At 52.6% G+C, this 17,222-nt stretch carries 16 protein-coding genes and 1 pseudogene; 4 read left to right on the top strand and 13 right to left on the bottom strand.

What is annotated here, in order from left to right:
- Positions 1 to 2 precede the first annotated feature (2 nt).
- Together M0220_RS15550 and M0220_RS15545 are read right to left on the bottom strand one after the other, a co-directional pair.
- Complete coding sequence (locus M0220_RS15550) at positions 3 to 1,823, bottom strand: SEC-C domain-containing protein (protein WP_030072587.1); 1,821 nt, start codon at positions 1,821 to 1,823, stop codon at positions 3 to 5.
- Positions 1,824 to 1,905: 82 nt separating this feature from the next.
- A complete protein-coding gene (locus tag M0220_RS15545) occupies positions 1,906 to 3,153 on the bottom strand; it encodes an ABC1 kinase family protein (RefSeq protein WP_264018163.1) in 1,248 nt (415 codons plus the stop codon).
- Between the two features lie 195 nt (positions 3,154 to 3,348).
- Here M0220_RS15545 and M0220_RS15540 point away from each other — a divergent pair, with 195 nt between their 5' ends.
- Positions 3,349 to 5,283, top strand: a complete 1,935-nt coding sequence (locus M0220_RS15540) for a DNA topoisomerase III (RefSeq protein ID WP_264018162.1) — start codon at positions 3,349 to 3,351, stop codon at positions 5,281 to 5,283.
- 5 nt (positions 5,284 to 5,288) lie between these two features.
- On the opposite strand, the gene M0220_RS15535 is transcribed toward M0220_RS15540, so the two are convergent.
- Genes M0220_RS15535 through M0220_RS15520 form a run of 4 tightly spaced genes read right to left on the bottom strand, consistent with a single transcriptional unit; the run spans position 5,289 to position 9,093 of the window.
- Positions 5,289 to 6,008 carry a ZIP family metal transporter gene (locus tag M0220_RS15535; protein WP_030072581.1) on the bottom strand — a complete coding sequence of 240 codons (720 nt, stop codon included), beginning with the start codon at positions 6,006 to 6,008 and terminating at the stop codon, positions 5,289 to 5,291.
- A gap of 60 nt (positions 6,009 to 6,068) precedes the next feature.
- Positions 6,069 to 8,012 (bottom strand): M48 family metallopeptidase, encoded by a 1,944-nt coding sequence (locus tag M0220_RS15530; RefSeq protein ID WP_264018161.1) that lies wholly within the window; start codon positions 8,010 to 8,012, stop codon positions 6,069 to 6,071.
- A gap of 25 nt (positions 8,013 to 8,037) precedes the next feature.
- Positions 8,038 to 8,631, bottom strand: a complete 594-nt coding sequence (locus M0220_RS15525) for a LemA family protein (RefSeq protein ID WP_030072578.1) — start codon at positions 8,629 to 8,631, stop codon at positions 8,038 to 8,040.
- A 54-nt stretch (positions 8,632 to 8,685) separates the two neighbouring features.
- Positions 8,686 to 9,093, bottom strand: coding sequence for a DUF2784 domain-containing protein (locus M0220_RS15520; RefSeq protein ID WP_030072576.1), 408 nt, complete (start codon positions 9,091 to 9,093; stop codon positions 8,686 to 8,688).
- A gap of 303 nt (positions 9,094 to 9,396) precedes the next feature.
- Between M0220_RS15520 and M0220_RS15515 the strand changes: the two genes are divergently transcribed.
- Entirely contained in the window at positions 9,397 to 9,996 is a 600-nt protein-coding gene (locus tag M0220_RS15515) for a cysteine hydrolase family protein (RefSeq protein WP_030072575.1), read from the top strand.
- A 118-nt stretch (positions 9,997 to 10,114) separates the two neighbouring features.
- Here M0220_RS15515 and M0220_RS15510 read toward each other — a convergent pair whose 3' ends face one another.
- The 4 genes from M0220_RS15510 to M0220_RS15495 form a co-directional block, all read right to left on the bottom strand.
- Entirely contained in the window at positions 10,115 to 11,017 is a 903-nt protein-coding gene (locus tag M0220_RS15510; RefSeq protein ID WP_264018160.1) for an extracellular catalytic domain type 1 short-chain-length polyhydroxyalkanoate depolymerase, read from the bottom strand.
- 68 nt (positions 11,018 to 11,085) lie between these two features.
- The gene (locus M0220_RS15505) at positions 11,086 to 11,337 is read right to left on the bottom strand and encodes a hypothetical protein (protein ID WP_264018159.1); all 252 of its coding nucleotides are present in this window, start codon (positions 11,335 to 11,337) and stop codon (positions 11,086 to 11,088) included.
- Positions 11,338 to 12,139: 802 nt separating this feature from the next.
- On the bottom strand, positions 12,140 to 12,481 hold the full coding sequence (locus M0220_RS17445; RefSeq protein ID WP_404813837.1) for a GNAT family N-acetyltransferase: 342 nt from the start codon (positions 12,479 to 12,481) through the stop codon (positions 12,140 to 12,142).
- 413 nt (positions 12,482 to 12,894) lie between these two features.
- Positions 12,895 to 13,353, bottom strand: coding sequence for a general glycosylation pathway protein (locus tag M0220_RS15495; protein ID WP_264018157.1), 459 nt, complete (start codon positions 13,351 to 13,353; stop codon positions 12,895 to 12,897).
- A gap of 241 nt (positions 13,354 to 13,594) precedes the next feature.
- Here M0220_RS15495 and M0220_RS15490 point away from each other — a divergent pair, with 241 nt between their 5' ends.
- Positions 13,595 to 13,891, top strand: a complete 297-nt coding sequence (locus M0220_RS15490; protein WP_449768894.1) for a hypothetical protein — start codon at positions 13,595 to 13,597, stop codon at positions 13,889 to 13,891.
- Between the two features lie 377 nt (positions 13,892 to 14,268).
- Here M0220_RS15490 and M0220_RS15485 read toward each other — a convergent pair whose 3' ends face one another.
- A complete protein-coding gene (locus M0220_RS15485; RefSeq protein WP_264018156.1) occupies positions 14,269 to 14,487 on the bottom strand; it encodes a hypothetical protein in 219 nt (72 codons plus the stop codon).
- 303 nt (positions 14,488 to 14,790) lie between these two features.
- On the opposite strand from M0220_RS15485, the pseudogene M0220_RS15480 reads away from it, so the two are divergent.
- Positions 14,791 to 14,901 (top strand): annotated as a pseudogene (locus M0220_RS15480) (IS1595 family transposase); the annotation flags it as partial.
- Between the two features lie 135 nt (positions 14,902 to 15,036).
- Here M0220_RS15480 and M0220_RS15475 read toward each other — a convergent pair.
- The gene (locus tag M0220_RS15475) at positions 15,037 to 15,729 is read right to left on the bottom strand and encodes a hypothetical protein (protein ID WP_264018155.1); all 693 of its coding nucleotides are present in this window, start codon (positions 15,727 to 15,729) and stop codon (positions 15,037 to 15,039) included.
- A 257-nt stretch (positions 15,730 to 15,986) separates the two neighbouring features.
- Complete coding sequence (locus M0220_RS15470; protein ID WP_264018151.1) at positions 15,987 to 17,027, bottom strand: fatty acid desaturase; 1,041 nt, start codon at positions 17,025 to 17,027, stop codon at positions 15,987 to 15,989.
- Positions 17,028 to 17,222: the final 195 nt, after the last annotated feature.

Here is a 17,222-nt window from a genome sequence, read left to right as displayed (position 1 = left end):
AGCTAGCGGTGATCCGCTAACCACGCCAGCGCTCCTGGCGTGGTGCGCCACTGGTCACGCATCAACGTACGATATTGCCATGCTTCTGCGCGGGAGCCAGGATCGACCTGACCATCCGCGTGAGGCATTGAAGGCCGCGGGTTCTCGGCGCATAGCAGCTCAAGGGCGTAGCGATTATGGGCGATCACATCCGCCAGTGCTGCTTCAGCGGCATCGTGATTTTCCAACCGATACAGGGCTAGAGTACGGCCCATCAATAACCCCAATTCTAAAGAGCCATCGTCTTTTTGAGGCTCCTCAGTGAGCGCTAGCGCTTCTTCATTGCGGTCATCACGCAATAATTGATCAAGCACTAGCTCCCTCAAGCCGAGGCTGTCTTCCGGATCGATAGCGAGCAGCTCTTCGGCCAACTCGCGGGAGTGCTGGCGCGCTCCGCGCTCCATGCCTACCACCAGCGCAAGGCCTGTCCGCAGTAGCATGGCGTTATCTGCATCATCCCAACATAGGCTGCCGTCACCTGCAGCGCGAGCCTGCTCTAGCCAGCGGGAAAGGCGCAACGCCAGCGGTTCCAGCAACCCCGGTGCCATCCACGGCAGGCTACCAAAGCGACTGGTCAGTGCCAGGGTTAAATCTTGCACTACCTGGGGGGCATCCAACCATTCTGGGTGAGCACACAGCTCAGACATCCAGTCTATTGCATTCACCCACGGATCATCGCGAAAGCCCAAGGCAACTTCTTCATCGACCATCACTTGAAACTGTTCGTGCCAGGCCGCAAACAGGGTTTCTTCACGTGCAGTGGTGGTGTAGTGCAACCTTCCGGAATCGGCATCTTGCTCAATGGTAAGCTTTGGAGCGATAGGTAGTGCAGCTAACAGTGCCTGCAACGACACCAGCGGCGTCGCCATATCTTCTTCAGCACTCAACAGCTGGTCGGCTAGGGTGGCACCCGGGTTTTCTGCCAGGGCTGCTAGAAATTCAAGCTGCTCTTCATCTAGCTCACCCTGACGAACAAGACGGCGATACCAGAAATTAGCACGCTCTTTGGCCTCGGCTTCATGGCCTTCATGCAGCAGCAGCATGGCTTCAATATAGGCTAGCGTCGGTGAATCCGGCAGTGCCTGCTGCGCTTTTACGAACGCGGCACGGGCGCTGTCTAAGTCATCGTTATCCAGGTGCATTAAGCACAGCCTTTCTAGCGCTACACCGCGCAAAAACAGCGGGCCGCGTTCCATAACGTCGTCAAGCAGATCAGCACGCTTACGGGTAAAGCCACGCTCTTGATAAATATCTAGCAAAATTTCAAAGGCAGGCTCGGCCTGCTCCGGCAAACGCGACCAATCACTGCCATCAAACAGAGACTCAAGAATCTGCATTGAACGCCCGGTTTGGCCGCTTTCAGCAGCAATTAACCCGGCTTCTAATAGGGCCTGGGCAGGTGCTTGTTGGCTTTCTAGTGCTGCTTTAAGCGTAGCGCCCTTCCACTCACGCAGGGAAAGCATCCACATCATCTGTTCAGGTATATCCGTGGGGAAGTCAACGCGGTAGCAGCACTGTTTGAACTTGCGCCCTGAATCACACCAGCAAGGCTCATTGCGGCCTGGGGTGGCCAACGGTTCGCTTGCAAAATCAAGCCGCTCTAGCGGCGTTTGCGACCATAAAATAGGTGCAAGCGCCTGAGCGGTTGCCACATCGCCATTAAACGCATCCGCGCCTTCGGCACGCACCCAGGTCATAAAATCGGGGTAGTGTTCTTGCTGCCTAATTGCCGAGAGTGCCCCAGAGGCAAATCCCAGCAGTTGATCGACCCATACCGCCAGCATTGCCGTCTCCACTGTCTTCAAAACGCTATTGAAAAGCGCAATAGTCTAGCATGACAGGCGACGCTCCCGCAGCGGCTATTCATTATGGGGTGCGTGCCCAGGCTAGCAGTGGCTCGGTGCGGGTATGCATATCTAGACGTGCTTTAAGGCGCACTAAGTTCCAATAGTGCCCATTAAGCGCGCGGGAAAGCAGCAAAGTATCTGCTGGCGGTTGCAGACGATCCATGGCGGCCCACACTTTTGGCGTTAGCTCGCGCAAGCGACGGTGTACCCGCACATCACTGAAATCCTGCTCACCTGGGGCAAACAGCGGCGATACGCATTCTGCAGACTCCCGATAAAGTGCCAGCGGCGCACCCTGCCCCTGACGACCACCCATTTTCATTAGCGCATCATCCATCGCCATGGGGTCTTGAGCCAGCGTGGCATCTAATAACTGCATCATGGCTTTCAAGCGCGCTTCCGGCACTGGTATCACTGCGCCGAAATCATAGATAACCAAGCGCCCTTCTGCATCTGCTGCAAAGTTACCGGCATGGGGGTCAGCGTGCAGCTCACCATAGGTAAACAACTCCTCGGTAATCCAATCAGCCAGTGCCACTGCGACTTTCTGACGGGTGGCATCATCAGTGCTTTCTAAATCCCGCAGCGGTGTGCCTCCCACGTAACGCATCGCCAACACATGCTGCCCGGAAAGCTCAAACAGCGGCTCAGGTATCACCAGCTGAGGATTATCCTGATACCGCTCACGATAGCGGGCCAGCGCTTGCGCTTCAGCGTGATAATCTAACTCTTCACGCAGCCCCGCCGCTAACTCTTCAAAGAGCGCATCCAAACGCGCTTGGGGCACCTTGAACCAACGCCCCAGGCTCATAATACGTTTCACCTGTTTCAGATCGCTCTCAAGCACATCCGCAAGCCCAGGATACTGCACTTTAAGCACTACGGTTTCGCCTGCAAGGGTGATTGCTTTATGCACCTGCCCCATCGAGGCACTAGCAAACGGGCGCTCTTCTATTTGGCTAAAATACTCATCAATATCACCATACTGAAGCACCAACGCTTCACGAATACGCGGCCACGGCATGGGCTCTGCCTGACGTTGTAAGCGAGCGAGTTCGTTCGCTAAATCTGGGGGCAACAGGTCATCCCACTGAGACATAATTTGCGCCAGCTTCATGGCCGGGCCTTTTAGTTCAGAAAGCCCTTCAAACAGCGCTTCACCCAATGCCCGCCAATCAGCTTGGCCACCTAAACGGGTTTTCAGCAGCGCCCCGCCAGTGCGGGCACCTAGCCCTAATAAACGTCGTGTTCTACCGCGCTCGCGCATGTAAACCGCCTCAGTAATTGCTTTCTGACAGCTTAATCAATTTGCCAATTTTATACAAAAACTATACACAAAAATAAATCCATCTACTTATAAAACAACTCCATCTAATTATCTATGGCATAGACAACACGCTAACCTGTTGCAAGTTCTGCTAACATGGCAATTTGTTGACCAAACGCCAGGGCCACACACTGTATGCGCTTGATTATCGCCGAGAAACCCAGCCTTGCACGGGCCATTGCTGACGCACTACCCGGCAGCGCAAAACGCCAGGATGGCGCTATGGTCTGCGGCGACACCACGGTAACGTGGTGCCTAGGCCACTTGCTGGAACAGGCACCACCCGAAGCTTACGACCCTGCCGATAAACAGTGGCGACTAGACCGGCTGCCCATTGTGCCGCAGCAGTGGAAACTGATGCCGCGACCTAAGGCGCGTGGGCAACTGGCAGTGATTCGCAAGCTGATTAAGCAGGCCACCAGCGTGGTCCACGCTGGCGATCCAGATCGCGAAGGCCAACTACTGGTGCAGGAAGTAATTGAGTACATGAAGTATCGCGGCCCTGTTCAGAGGCTGCTGATCAGCGACCTTAACAAACCCGCCGTGAGCCGTGCACTTGCCAAGCTGCGCTCCAATATGGAATACCAGCCGCTGTTTCAAGCGGCACAGGCGCGCTCGCGTGCTGACTGGCTTTACGGCATTAACTTAACCCGCGCCTGGACGCTAACCGGCCGCCAAGCAGGGCATGACGGCGTGCTTTCCGTTGGCCGTGTGCAAACCCCAGTACTGGGGCTGATCGTGCGCCGCGACAATGCCATTAGTGACTTCAAGCCCCACCCGTTCTACCCGCTGTGGGCGGATTTACAGGTGGCCCAAGGCCAGCTGCGCGCCTGGTGGGCACCTAAAGCGCACCAGCCCTTAGATGAACAAGGACGGCTGATTGATCGCACTCCCGCCGATGCCTTAGCAGCACGGCTTCCCGGCGCTCGGGGCACCCTAACCACCCTCGATCAACAGGAAAAACGCCAAGCGCCGCCGCTGCCCTATTCGCTTTCTGCGCTACAAGTAGACGCCGCGCGCCGCCATGGGCTTTCCGCACAGATGGTGCTGGATATTTGCCAGCGGCTTTATGAACAGCACAAATTAATTACTTACCCTCGCTCCGACTGCCGCTACCTGCCCGAAGAGCATCTAGCGCTGGCCCAGCGTAGCTTAAGCAGCGCCAGCCAGAACGATGACACGCTGCGTCAGTGGCTGAATGGAGCCGACTTTACCCTGCGCTCAAAAGCCTGGAACGACAAACAAGTAGGCGCCCACCATGCCCTAGCACCAACGGGCAAGCCCGCCGACTTTAGCCAGCTTTCCGCTACTGAAGGCCATGTATTTCGGTTGATTGTGCGCAATGTGATGGCGCAGTTTTACCGGCCGCTGCGCACCTTTGAGGTGAAAGCTGAGTTCACCCTGTTAGATGAAGCGTTTCGTGCTCGCGGCCAAAGCATTCTTGATCACGGTTGGAAGCCACTCTTCACCACTCGCGATGAAACTCCACCGCTGCCGCCACTCACCCAGGGGGAAGCTTGCCAAGCACTTGACGCAGGCGTTGAAGAGAAAGAAACCCGCCCGCCGGAACCGTTCACTGATGCCAGTTTAATTAAAGCGATGATGAACATTGGTCGCTACGTAGATGACCCCAACGTGCGCCGTACGCTACGTGACACCGATGGCCTTGGCACCGAAGCAACCCGCGCAGGTATTATTGAAACACTGGTACAGCGTGGCTACTTGGTACGTCAGCAAAAAGCCCTGCGTGCCACTAAACTCGGCTGCGCGCTGATTGCCGCCTTGCCAAGCGCCGTAAGCACGCCAGAACGCACTGCGCTTTGGGAACAGCGGCTTAGGGCAATCTCAGAACAGCAGGATGACCCCGGCGCGTTTCAGCAAGCACTCTTGGATGATCTTCGCGGACTACTTACCCACAGCGATGCGGCTAAGCTGAGGCAGAGCCTGCAAACAGCCCAAGGCGAGGCCAGTGGGCAGACAAAGCGTGTTAGTAAGTCGAGAAAAAGCTATACGAAAAAGAAAAGCTATACGAAAAAGAAAAGTACCGGTGTCAGAAAAAAGACGAGCTGAAATTATTAACCACCGGCAATCATCATATTGCCGACTAAACCAAGCAAGAAGCCAGTAACCGCACCCACTGCAGGCATACTATGATGTGCAAGCTTAGATTCTGGTGCAATATCCTGGAAAACTAAATAAAGGATTCCCGCACTGGCAAACAGCATTAAAGCGCCCATCAACTCGTCATACTGAGACAATAAGTAATACCCTGTGGCGGCAGAAGCGGGCCCCACTAACGCTAAACCACTAAAAGCTAGCACGATTTTATTTGATGAGAGTTGAGAGTGACTGCTTAACTCCTCAAAAGCATTAAACCCTTCAGGTAAGTTTTGCAGAATCATTAACAGGGCCAACAATAATCCAGCGCTTCCTCCAGCGGCAAAGGCTGCGCCTAAAGCAATGGCTTCTGGGATAAAGTCAGAAAGCATCGCGACCAGCTGTCCAACAGAGCTGTTCAGCCTACTTAAAAAAGTATCCAAAAGATAAAAGCACACCCCTCCAGCGGCAAAACACAATGCGGAAAACAAAGGAGACAGTTTGCTCGTTCCCTCAGGAACTAGCACCAAAGCGACTGCCGATATAAGCGCACCCCCGCCAAAAGCAACAATGAAATGCCGCCACGAAGTACCCAAGAAATAAGGATGCACAAGATCAAGCCTAGCGAGCAATGCCCCCGTGGGCATCGCCGCGCCAGCTAGCAATGATAATAATAAGATATACGTAATTTCAGTCATCGATATTGGCTATCACTCTGCTTATAGACCATAGACTTCAAGCACTGCCCTCTCACGACTTTACAGCTCATCTGACAACAGTGGCGGCATCGGACAGTCGAGGATATCGGCCATTACCCGGAACAACTCAGCTTCAGCTGGGCGAATATGCCCGCTATGCTCAATGCAGCGCGCCATGGCTTGTAAAAGAACGGGCTTTTGCAGCGGCTTTAAGCGCCGTAAGCGCTCCACGGCCAAACTTAACGCCCGCATATCACTTACTTCGTTAGTGGCAGACAGGGCGAACGGCAGCTCGCTTTCCGCTGCGTTAAGCGCCGCGCTAACCTCTTCAGGGTTATCCTGGCCAGCTGCCGCTAGCACACTGAGTAGGCGCTGGCACTCTCGCTGTAAATCGCTGAGTTTAAGATGAGCGAGTCCACTGTTCTTTTCGCCCAGATTGTTCAGCAGCAGCTGATACAGCATCCATTCAAACAAACTGACGTGGCCATCCGCGTTGATCAACCGCTCCATACAGAGGCGAAAGTGTTGAGCCTGCTCAACGGAAAGTGACTTTAAGGCTGGTAATGCCAATTCAACTAGCGGCAGTCGTAACTCAATATCCAACCTCAATACTTCTGGCCCAATGTCCATTAGCACGCGATAAACATCTGGCAAGGCAATTTGTTGTAATGCCTCTAGCTGCTGCTCACGAACTGACGGTTCATCACTTAGTAGCAGCGCATAGATTATCGCACGAGCAGTATAAGGTTCATGGGCTGCGGTTTTGATTCGTTCTGGCAGCGCCTCTAGCGTTGCCCTGGCTTGTTCCAGATGGCGTTGAGTGGGCTGGCCGATAGCGTTAATGGCCGTTTGAGCAGAAGCTGCGGTTAATACAGCAGTCATTGTCCCTTTGCTTAGCTTCGCATCAGAACGGTCTTCACTGCCATCTTCACTATCTACGGAGCCGGGGGTGTCATGATCAGTTTGCTGCGAGTGCCAGCGAACCTCGAAGCGGCCATCCCAGTCTGGCATTACCCGTTGAATACGACTTTTAAGTGGCGGGTGGGTCGCCATCATACGAGTCAACCCCAGTTCTATGCCCTGGCCGAAAAACAGGTGGCTGAATTCCGCTGCCTGAGGCGCTTTCAGGTAGGAACCCTGACGATGCGAGCCGATCTTGACCAGCGCATTACCAATGCCATAGGGGTTACGAGTGAACTGTACTGCCGAAGCATCCGCCAAATATTCGCGCTGCCGACTGACCGCTGACTTAATCAGATTGCCAAAAAAGGTGCCTGCATAGCCGACCACCATCAGCGCCGCTCCCAGCCCCAAAATTACCGCCGCTGAGTTGTTACGTTTACTGCCGCCAGCACGCCGATAGCGCATGCTACGTAGCAAAGTGCCACCCAATAGCCCAATCAGAAGAATACCGTGGAGAATGCTGACCAAGCGTATGTTTAGCCGCATATCACCGTACAGAATATGACTAAACTCATGCGCAACGACACCTTGCAACTCTTCCCGCGTTAGATTGCGGATGGTGCCACGGGTAATACCAATCACCGCATCGGTGGTTTGGAAACCCGCGGCGAAAGCATTAATGCCCTCTTCTTCTACGACATAAACAGAAGGCACTGGCGTGCCCGATGCAATGGCCATTTCTTCAACCACATTGAGAATGCGGCGTTCATCGGCGTCGTGGGTCGTTAGATTAATCTCTCGTCCACCCAGCGCTTCAGCGACTGCCCGACCACCACCACTTAGCTGACGTTGTTTAAATAGACCGCCGAGCACCACAACAGCCAGCACCCCAATAGCCACACCAGCAACTAGCTGAAATGAGAGCGCGGACCACATTCCCTGTGCCGAAAGGCTGGTTTGTTCTGCACCACTCACCAGATGCAAGGCGATGGCAACGACCAATGTCGTCACGATCACCAACGCCAGCACTGCCAGTACCAGCAAGATAACCAGATGCCAGGTTTTGCGCTGAGCGTGTTCCTGAGCAGTGAAAAAATCCATGTAATCCTGGCTCCTGCGCTATAGCTTAGAACGACACCTTGGGTGCCACCTGGATCTGAGCGCTGTCTTCAAACTCTAACAGCGAAGCATCTTGGCCATGCCCAAACATGCCAGCCACCGCCACTGGGGGGAAGCTCTGCCGATAAGTGTTGTAGTGCATCACCGCATCGTTAAATGACTGACGCGCAAAAGCCACCTTGTTTTCCGTGCTGGTGAGCTCTTCTGACAGCTGCATCATATTTTGCGAAGCTTTCAGGTCTGGGTAAGCTTCCATGACGACATTGAGCCGCCCCATCGCCTGAGTTAGCGCACCTTCAGCACCGCCAAGATCAGCAATTGCTTTGGCGCTACCTGGATTCGCCGCTGCTGCTTTAAGTCCGGCCACTGCCGTGTTGCGAGCCTCAATGACCGACTGCAGCGTTTCCCGCTCATGGCTCAGATAGCCTTTGGCGGTCTCTACTAAGTTAGGAATTAGGTCATGCCGCCGCTTAAGCTGTACTTCAATCTGGGCAAAGGCATTTTGATAACGGTTTCGTAGCGAAACGAGCCGATTGTAGATGGCGACGACATAAAACACGATAATCGCCACTACCACTAAGATAATGATCGTGGTGAGCATATATCCCCTTCCCTAGAGTAAACATTGATAGTTAAAAAAACAGGCCGTGACAACCTATTGACGGGGACGCTTGTTAGGCCGCACAACCAACCAGCTAGCGAATACCAAGCTACCAAACGCCGTATAAATTAGTATAAACACCCACTCTGGTGCAGTGAAATAAAGCAGGCTATTCAACCAGTGTTGAATAAAGGAGCCTGCATAGGTAGCGGCTCCCGCTTCTACCCTCAACGCCATCTCCCAACGGGTAAGTGGGCAAACGATCCCAAGCCACGCCTGCACGACTACATAACCGATAGCGCAAAGATGGATGAGACGGAAAGTCCGGTTACGCACCCAACCCCAGTTAAGCAAATAGCCTGCGTAGACAGCAATGAGACCAAGTACCACAAAGGCCACAAATAGCACATGAATGACCAAAACGGTGTCTGCTAGAAATAACAGCAGCGCCTGTTGCGACATGACAAGTCACCCCTGAGAGTTAGACAGCTAATGAACTATTTGGTATCACGCTCAGCTGTCTCCAACATTGTCTTTAAAGCTATCTTCAAAACCATTTTCAAAACAATCTTCAAAACCATTCTCAAACAGTGGTTGGCGAATTGACAGAAACCTCTGTTTTCATCAACTATCAGTAGCGATATTGAATAACGACTCATGTACGCTGTGTTCTGCGTCATTCACGCTGGTCAACATACTTGGCGCAGCCCAGTGACGCCTTTGCTTTTTGAACAATAATTAATCAATAGTATTTAGGAGTTATTAATGAGCACATCTGTCACGCTACGTGAGCTTTCGGGGCTTGAACTCTCCCCTAGCAAGCTTTCCGAGTCTGCATTAATCCTTATCGACTGCCAAAACACCTACCGGGAAGGTGTCATGCAGTTAGAAGGCGTGGAAGAAGCCTTGGTAGAGGCCAAAAAACTCCTCGAAAAAGCGCGCGACGCAGGCATTCCGATCATTCATATTCAGCATGATAGTGGAGAAGGGTCGCCTTACGATACCAAGGCGCCCATTGGGCAGATAGCGGATATAGTGAAGCCAATCGCTGGCGAGCCGGTGATTACTAAAGCGTTCCCCAACGCCTTCGTTCAGACTGAACTTGAAGCGCAGTTGAAAAAGAGCGGCTGCAATAAACTGGTGCTAGCTGGTTTCATGACCCATATGTGTGTCAACTCCACCGCCCACGGGGCATTTAATCTTGGGTTTGAAGTCACAGTGGTTGCTAGCGCGACGGCTACCCGCTCGCTACAGGCTGACCAAGGCAAGATATTATCAGCTCAAGCGGTTCATGAGGGAGCACTAGCCTCAACACGAGACCTGTATGCTGCCGTAGTCGATACCGTTGACGACTTGCCCGTTTAATTAGTGGAGAGATCGTTTAGCGCGATGCGCGACAAGGTGGGGTTTATTCAGACGTTTACGCTTCGTCGCGCATCATCCTCAGAACTGCTTTACTTGGCTTAATGGCTACTGTTATGCACTAGGTAAGCGCCCAAAAGTGCGCTATGTGACGGGTCGAAGAAATACCGACTTCAAGCATATACTTGTCTTCTTCACCAAGGCCTTCGTCGCCGCCAGCCATAATTGGCGTGCCATGGCCCATTCCTTCGATGATGTACTCTTCAATCACTTCTTTTCCGTCTGTGTTGCACCAAACCTGGCGGGGAAAACCATCGACCTGCTCCACCCTTGTCGGCGATCCTTCAACGTTATGAACTTGCTGCCATTGGCGAACAATGGAGTCAGCATTAGCCTGATCGACAGTCGAATCGCTACCGCCATGCCAGACCGAAATCGTTGGCCAAGGACCCTCATATGTCGAGGCTCCGCGCACCAGCGCGTCGAGCTTGCTATCTGAAGGGCCGCCATATCCCTTCATACGAACAACCGCTTCCATCAGGTTATCAGCGCTGCGGTAAGGTAGCCCTGCGATAATCGCGCCGCCCGCAAACACTTCGGGATAAGTCGCCAGCATGACCGATGTCATTGCCCCGCCTGAAGACATCCCGGTAATAAAGACCCGCGTAGGATCAATATCATGATCCTTCACCACCTGCTCAATCATATGACGAATAGACAGTGGCTCGCCTTTACCGCGGCGGCTGTCGCCAGAACTGAACCAATTAAAGCTACTAATCGGATTATTGCTTTTCCTTTGCCCAGGATATAAAAGTGCTATCCCGCATTCATCCGCGAGCGCCGACCAGCCTGACCCGAGATCATAACTTTCCGCTGACTGGGTGCTGCCATGAAGAACAACCACAAGCGGCCCATTCTTAGAGAAGTTCTTTGGAATATAGGTATCCGCCTGCAACGCCCCAGGGTCCGACCCAAACTCTTTCAAATCAGTTAGTCGATCTTGGCTACTTGAAGTTCTCGGCATAAGGCCTCCTTGACCAGCGTAGTACGGCGCATACTGCTTATAGATACGGCTTGCAGTGGAAAGCATATTCAGAACGGTTCCTTCAGGAATTCTAGTTGCTTCCTGTAGAGAAGACCGCTCATCATTCCAACGATTGATACGTTCAGCTTGCGAGCCCTCGATGCCTTCTGTTCGCTGCCAACAGCCACTGGAATCAGCGCCACTGCATAGAGCGCAAGGCCCACAGAGGCAAGTAAGAGTCGAGCAATAAGTGAATCTTGAGCGGTGACTGCCAAGAGCATGGCTATCGTTCCGAGCGTTAGGGCAAAGATAATTTTCATAACATGTTCCTTACATTGGATCGACTTAATGCAGACTTCTGCGACCCTCTACTCGTAAATACCCTTCAGGCACGCCCGGCATGGTGGCTCACTATGTGTAGTAAATGCTGTTAAACCATCATGACGGCATCTGATCGGCCAAGGGTAAAGATTGCGTGTTGAAATCACTATAAAGCGACCGCCCCTAACAACAAGGACAGCCTGCAAGAAGAAAAGGAAGGTAATAGCAAAGTTTCAAATACGACAAGTAAAGCGCGCTGCATCCCTTGCAGCGCATGGCGCAACGTCCTTGTTTAGGCACTTCCTTTGCCACGCTCACCGTTAGGATGAACCTTAAAATATGCATTCACTGTGCGCTGGCGAACGTAATATTATGAATTTTTAAGCACAGGCTGTGGCTATATAATCCGAGAAATATTTATTGCTTAACAAAGAAGCAAAATAATTCTTTTAATATAACAATCTACCGCTAAACTTTAACCAGTGAAATCACTAAAAAGGGTGTCGCACCCCTTGCGACACCAAACTAATAGAATCATAGTGGCGCTGCCTTCCTGGCAGCGCATAGCGCAACGTCCTTGTTTAGACACTTCCTTTGTCCCGCTTAACCTCAGGATGGACCTTAAAAGACGCCGTCACTGTGCGCTGGCGAACGTAGTACTGTTTAATTTAAAAAATAAGAACTAAAGATTAAAAGAGAGTGCCAAAAAGGTGCTTAACGGCGTTTAATAAATTAATAAATCTCTACTAAACAATACGTTATAAACGCCTGTTTTAAGCGCTATTTTTGCGTCTAATATTTTTAAAAAGTACTTTCTGAAACACGGTGTAACGTCATCACCATAGGCTGCATCATAAGAAAAGAATCCCTTTGAAGCGGCCCCGGCTGCCCCGTCGCCATAAACCCAGACGACCGATAAAAGCAAACTGCCGCCTCATTGCTGGTTGTAACGTCAAGCGCGAGACACTCACACTCTTTATCTAACGCCCAGGTACTGATTTCACCCAGAAGCGCCTTGGCAATACCTTCCCCTCTTGCCGCAGGCGTGACCCACATTTGATAGATGTGAGCGATTTTCACCTCTGGCGCATGTATCAAGCCACATCGCCCGGCTACCCTGCTCTGCAACCAACGGCAAAGCATCAAGCTTCCGCGCGTTAAGATCCAAGCGTGCCTGCCAATCAGAATTCGACAATATCGATTCCTGCTCGTAAGTAGACCCAAACGAATCGGGAGAATCATTGAGCGATTCTAGCCTAACTGACTTGTACAGCGCCCAATCATCGGGGGTTAATACTTTGATGTTGAAATCATTCATATGGGTGGTTCGCTGCATGGTGCCCAGGTTTTGGTTGGTTAAGAGGCGTTATAGGCTTGTTACCAGCGCTTTGGTCAGCATCCGGCCAAGAAGCAGAAGTTCAGATAGTACCTATACAGTGCCAAGTTTAATCCGCCGCTTTAACGTTCAACGTAAGGCACATCGAGAGCGCTTGGTGGGCCTTGCGCTGAAACAGAAAAATCTACAAGAACGACGAATAGCCGGCTAGAGTTCCCACTTATTTGTCATCATCACGAGTCAATCTTTGATATACACCAAGACCGACTACTACCAGAACAGCTGAAATCAACAAGAAAGTGGGATAGATCAGCGTAGTAATATCTTCTGTTCCTGATTTAAACACGAAGACTAGAGCTTCCAGGCTTATGGCAATGGCAATTATGACAAAAAACTTTAATAAAGCCTCTCTCTGTTTTGCGGGCGACTTTGTAGCGCTGCTGCTAAAAACTTCTTCTTCCAAAAAAAACTTTGATACATCAAAGACAGCTATTCCAATCACGATCAAACCGATGGCATTAAGAAGAGCTGCAATAAGCAAGGTTCTTTCATGTATCGAGATCCATATATCCCATAGGGCAACGCCCATCATCGTGAGGCTGATAATACCTAGGCTCAAGCTGATGAGCCCATAAATAGCACGCCCTAACAAATTAGAAATGTTTCTCGCCTTGCTCATCTTTTCTCCGACCATCCAATTGGTTTTCTGAAATATACTACTCCGCCTCCTGCCGCAATGTTAAATATAACTAGACAGCATAATGCCAATCATAGTGCATGCGGTATAACCCGGACCGGGATACTTGCTATCTTTGTCGAGATGGCCGCTTTGGGTCGAGCCCTGACTATGAATTAACCTTAGCACATGATGAGCGTGAATTGAGCCATTCTTTGACCTCCACCCGATGGAGGACCATGCCATGAACTTTTCGACTCAAATCTCCTTTACACCTTGGAATAAAGGCAAGTTGGTTGGGCAGAAGGCACCTCTGCGCCTTCGAGATATCTGGGCCATTCGTGTGCGCCTACAGCTTGCCAAAAAGACGAGAGATCTCGCCCTCTTCAATTTAGCCATCGATAGCAAATTACGAGGCTGCGACCTCGTCAATTTACGAGTATGGGATATAGCCCATGGTGCGTGCATATCCCCACGAGCCATCGTGATGCAGCAAAAAACGCATCGACCTGTCCAGTTCGAAATAACCGAGCATCGCTGATATACCGTCGCACGAAAAACTTAAGGACAGTTCAGCTGCTCTTGGGCCACACGAAGCTGGAAAGCACCGTCAGATATCTAGGGATAAAGGTAGATGACGCGTTGGAAATGGCAGAACAGACAGAAGTGTGATAAGGATAAACGACTGCCTATTTCGGGCCGTCGTTGTCCGGCCAAGAAGCGGTCAATTCAAAATAGTTAATATAATGACAGCATGAAGAGAACCGCGTTTGAGCGCCGTACGCTTTCAAATGACGGGCGGCCAATCGTTAATATGAGCCAAGATTGTATCGCCGCCAAGAACCGACGTCATTGCGTCGAACCGCACGCTGGCCTAGTCAACTAAGTAGCGAGCGGGAATAAAAATTAGAACAGCTATCAACTTAGCTTTCTAGTAACCGTGCAGTGGCACACATCACCCTCGATGCGATCAATGCGAACAACAACTGTTCGATCCTCGGCTGGGTCTTCGGTAAACAGGAGCCAAGTATTGGTGTCGAGCGCCCGCACATACTCCATGCCCACCTCAGGCTCCTTAACCTGATCCGTACCAATCTTTGTGTTCATGCCAACCTCAAGTTGGGTTATATCTTGCATAAACCTCCCCTATATCAAGAAAAACTGAATTATTAAATGCAAGGTGCCCCTCTGGTGCATAAAAGGAGCGTTATACATACCATCAGAGCAGAATAACGTTCTTCATTCGGCCATGAGAAAACTTTGTAAGTGTCACGTTCCTAGAACTCTTAGTTGTCAAGCCCTGGCTAACCATACGCCCCATCGAAAAGAAACCTTGGTTTTCTTTACATTGTGACCCAAACAGGAAAAGAAACACTACCAAGGGCAGACACCACGCCACGATGCTGGGGTGTCGAATTCAGCACTCAAGGGCTCAGCCTTTTCAATCGGCGCTATGACCTCAAGACCATGATTCCGCGCTTTCTCACGGTGGCGGCGAGAACCCCACCGATTCCGTGCCGGTTCCTGAAAATAGCTGAACCGTATGCTTAATCAGGAAGGTATTTTTTCCACCTGCTTACGTTAGAACGAGAAAATCTAAGCCAATCGTCCGGGTGCTTCAGAAGACTCCCCTACAACCTGTGGTTAATGGCTGGTAATCCCTGACTGATCTCCCAAAACCTGGCCCTAACGTACGAGCTCTGCTGTGCGCCGTGTGGTCGAGCCGAAGAACAAGGGCTTGTCGACGACGAACTTCATCGAACGTTTCACCAGACCTTTGCCGGGGAAGAAGCCGAGATCGAGCGACAACCGGATCACCGCCTGAGCCTCAAGATCGATGGTCTGCTCGAGTGGCACCAGGAAACCTTCGTAATCACCTGCCGGAGTCACATACCGCTCTCGAGTGATGGGCATGACGTGGTGCTGGTACTCACCCGTGTGCTCGACCTCTCCCGTCTCTATGTTAACGACCGTCGCCCTACCAGAGGCGCTCCATGTCCGGTCGGGCACTATCCTGTTGGGTAGCAGTACCACGGGCGGCTCGTACTGCACGGTCTGACCTTGCGTGAGCACGTCCAGACCGGTGAGCAGCACGCTGCCATCCCGGAGCTTGGATAGATGGAAGATGTTGTAGTCGCCAAATCGAACTTCCCAGCGGCCCTCACCGTCTACGGAACTCAGTTCCATCACGACCTGCCGTCCCTCGCCGTCTCCGTCCACCACCTCGAACGTGCTTTCACTGGGGACCAGAGGGAAAAGCTCCTCAGACTCAACCTCCTGAACCGTCGACGCCGGAGACGCTGGCGTCTGCGCGAGGGTGGTTCCAGCGGTGCAGAGGCCGACACCGATCAGTATCGCTTGCGCGTAAGACAGGTACATTGGATCTCTCCTGGAGTGCGTGAACAAGGGCGGCGCATCACTCGTGGCAGTGAAGCGACGTTAAACGGCAGAACCAGCGCCACTGGCGAGGGATTGTGGAGACCTCGCCTAAATTGTAGAGGACGTCCGGGTCGTGGTCCTCGGCGATCCAGAGGTATTAGTCGGTTTCGTCGGTGAGTAAAAACATGGACGACCTCGTTGCCAAACGCATGGTTTCCTGAAGCGGTTAGAACTAATTCTTCAGTCAGGTTATGTGCTCACGCGCGTACCGGAGGCGTCTCCGCGTTCGCGTGGTCGAAGGCGACTAGGCGCTGCCGCTCCTCGTCCCACAGGGCAAGCCGGGGGCACTCGAGGCTTTGCTTGAGCGTGAGACGACTGATCTCGCGAAGCTGTGGGAAATCCGCCAGCACCTCAGGCAACCGGTAGAACGGAATGCGGTTGGCGAGATGATGGACGTGGTGTACCCCGATATTCGCGGTGATCCAGCGCAACGGCGCCGGAAGATCATAGTAGGAGCTCCCATAGAGCGCCGCTTCGCGGAACGACCACTCCTCGTCGTGCGCCCAGCGCGTATTCTCGAACTGGTGCTGAACATAGAACAGCCAGACGCCGATGGAAGAAGCCAGCACCGCGATCGGCAGGTGCACCAGAAGAAAGGTTCCCGCCCCCACCAGCGACATCATCGCAATGACAACCAGCACGATAGCCGCATTCGACCCCATGGTGCTCAGCCACGGCATCCATCCCGCGCGCATGAATCCGACGGGGACGCGGTTCTGCAACATGAACAGATAGACTGGACCCAGGCCGAACAGGATTAGCGGGTGGCGGTATAGCCGGTACCGCAGCCGCTGCAGCCGCGGCAGGGCCTGGTATTCACGCACGCTCAAGGTGTCGATGCTCCCCTCGTCAGCGCGATCCAGATTGCCTGAGTGCGCGTGATGAAGGGCGTGGGTGTGGCGCCAGAGGTCGTAGGGCGTGAGCGTCAACACCCCCAGAGCCCGTCCCAACCAATCGTTGGCGCGCCGGGACGGAAAGAAGGAGCCGTGACCGCAGTCATGCTGGATCATGAACAGCCGCACGAGAAATCCAGCGGCAGGTATCACCAGCAACAGGCCGAGCCAGTAGCCGGCACTCACGCTTGCCCAAGTCAAAAACCAGAAAAGGCCGAACGGGATCACCGTAACGAGCAGTTCGAAGACGCTGCGGGCGAGGCGCGGTGCACGATAAGCGGACAGTGCTCGCTGTAACGCTCGGGGATCACCGGTTGTTTCTTGGTGCAGTACTTCTAGATTCATGTATGGACTCCGTAAGAGGCTCGACCTCCAACCTTCGGGTTCGCAACCTATCGCCGGGGTACCGGTTTCTGACACAGAGCCATCATTCGGTACTGGGCACGATAGCTATAACCGTGTAAAACATACTGGACCCATTCACGGTCATTGTATGTTTGATACCGCACACACTGAACCCGCGATGCCGCTACACCGTGC

The sequence above is a fragment of the Halomonas qinghailakensis genome (assembly GCF_025820815.1).
Lineage (GTDB): Bacteria > Pseudomonadota > Gammaproteobacteria > Pseudomonadales > Halomonadaceae > Vreelandella > Vreelandella qaidamensis.
The sequence above is the reverse complement of the archived record's forward strand: the minus strand, read 5'-3'. Positions and strand labels throughout refer to the sequence as shown.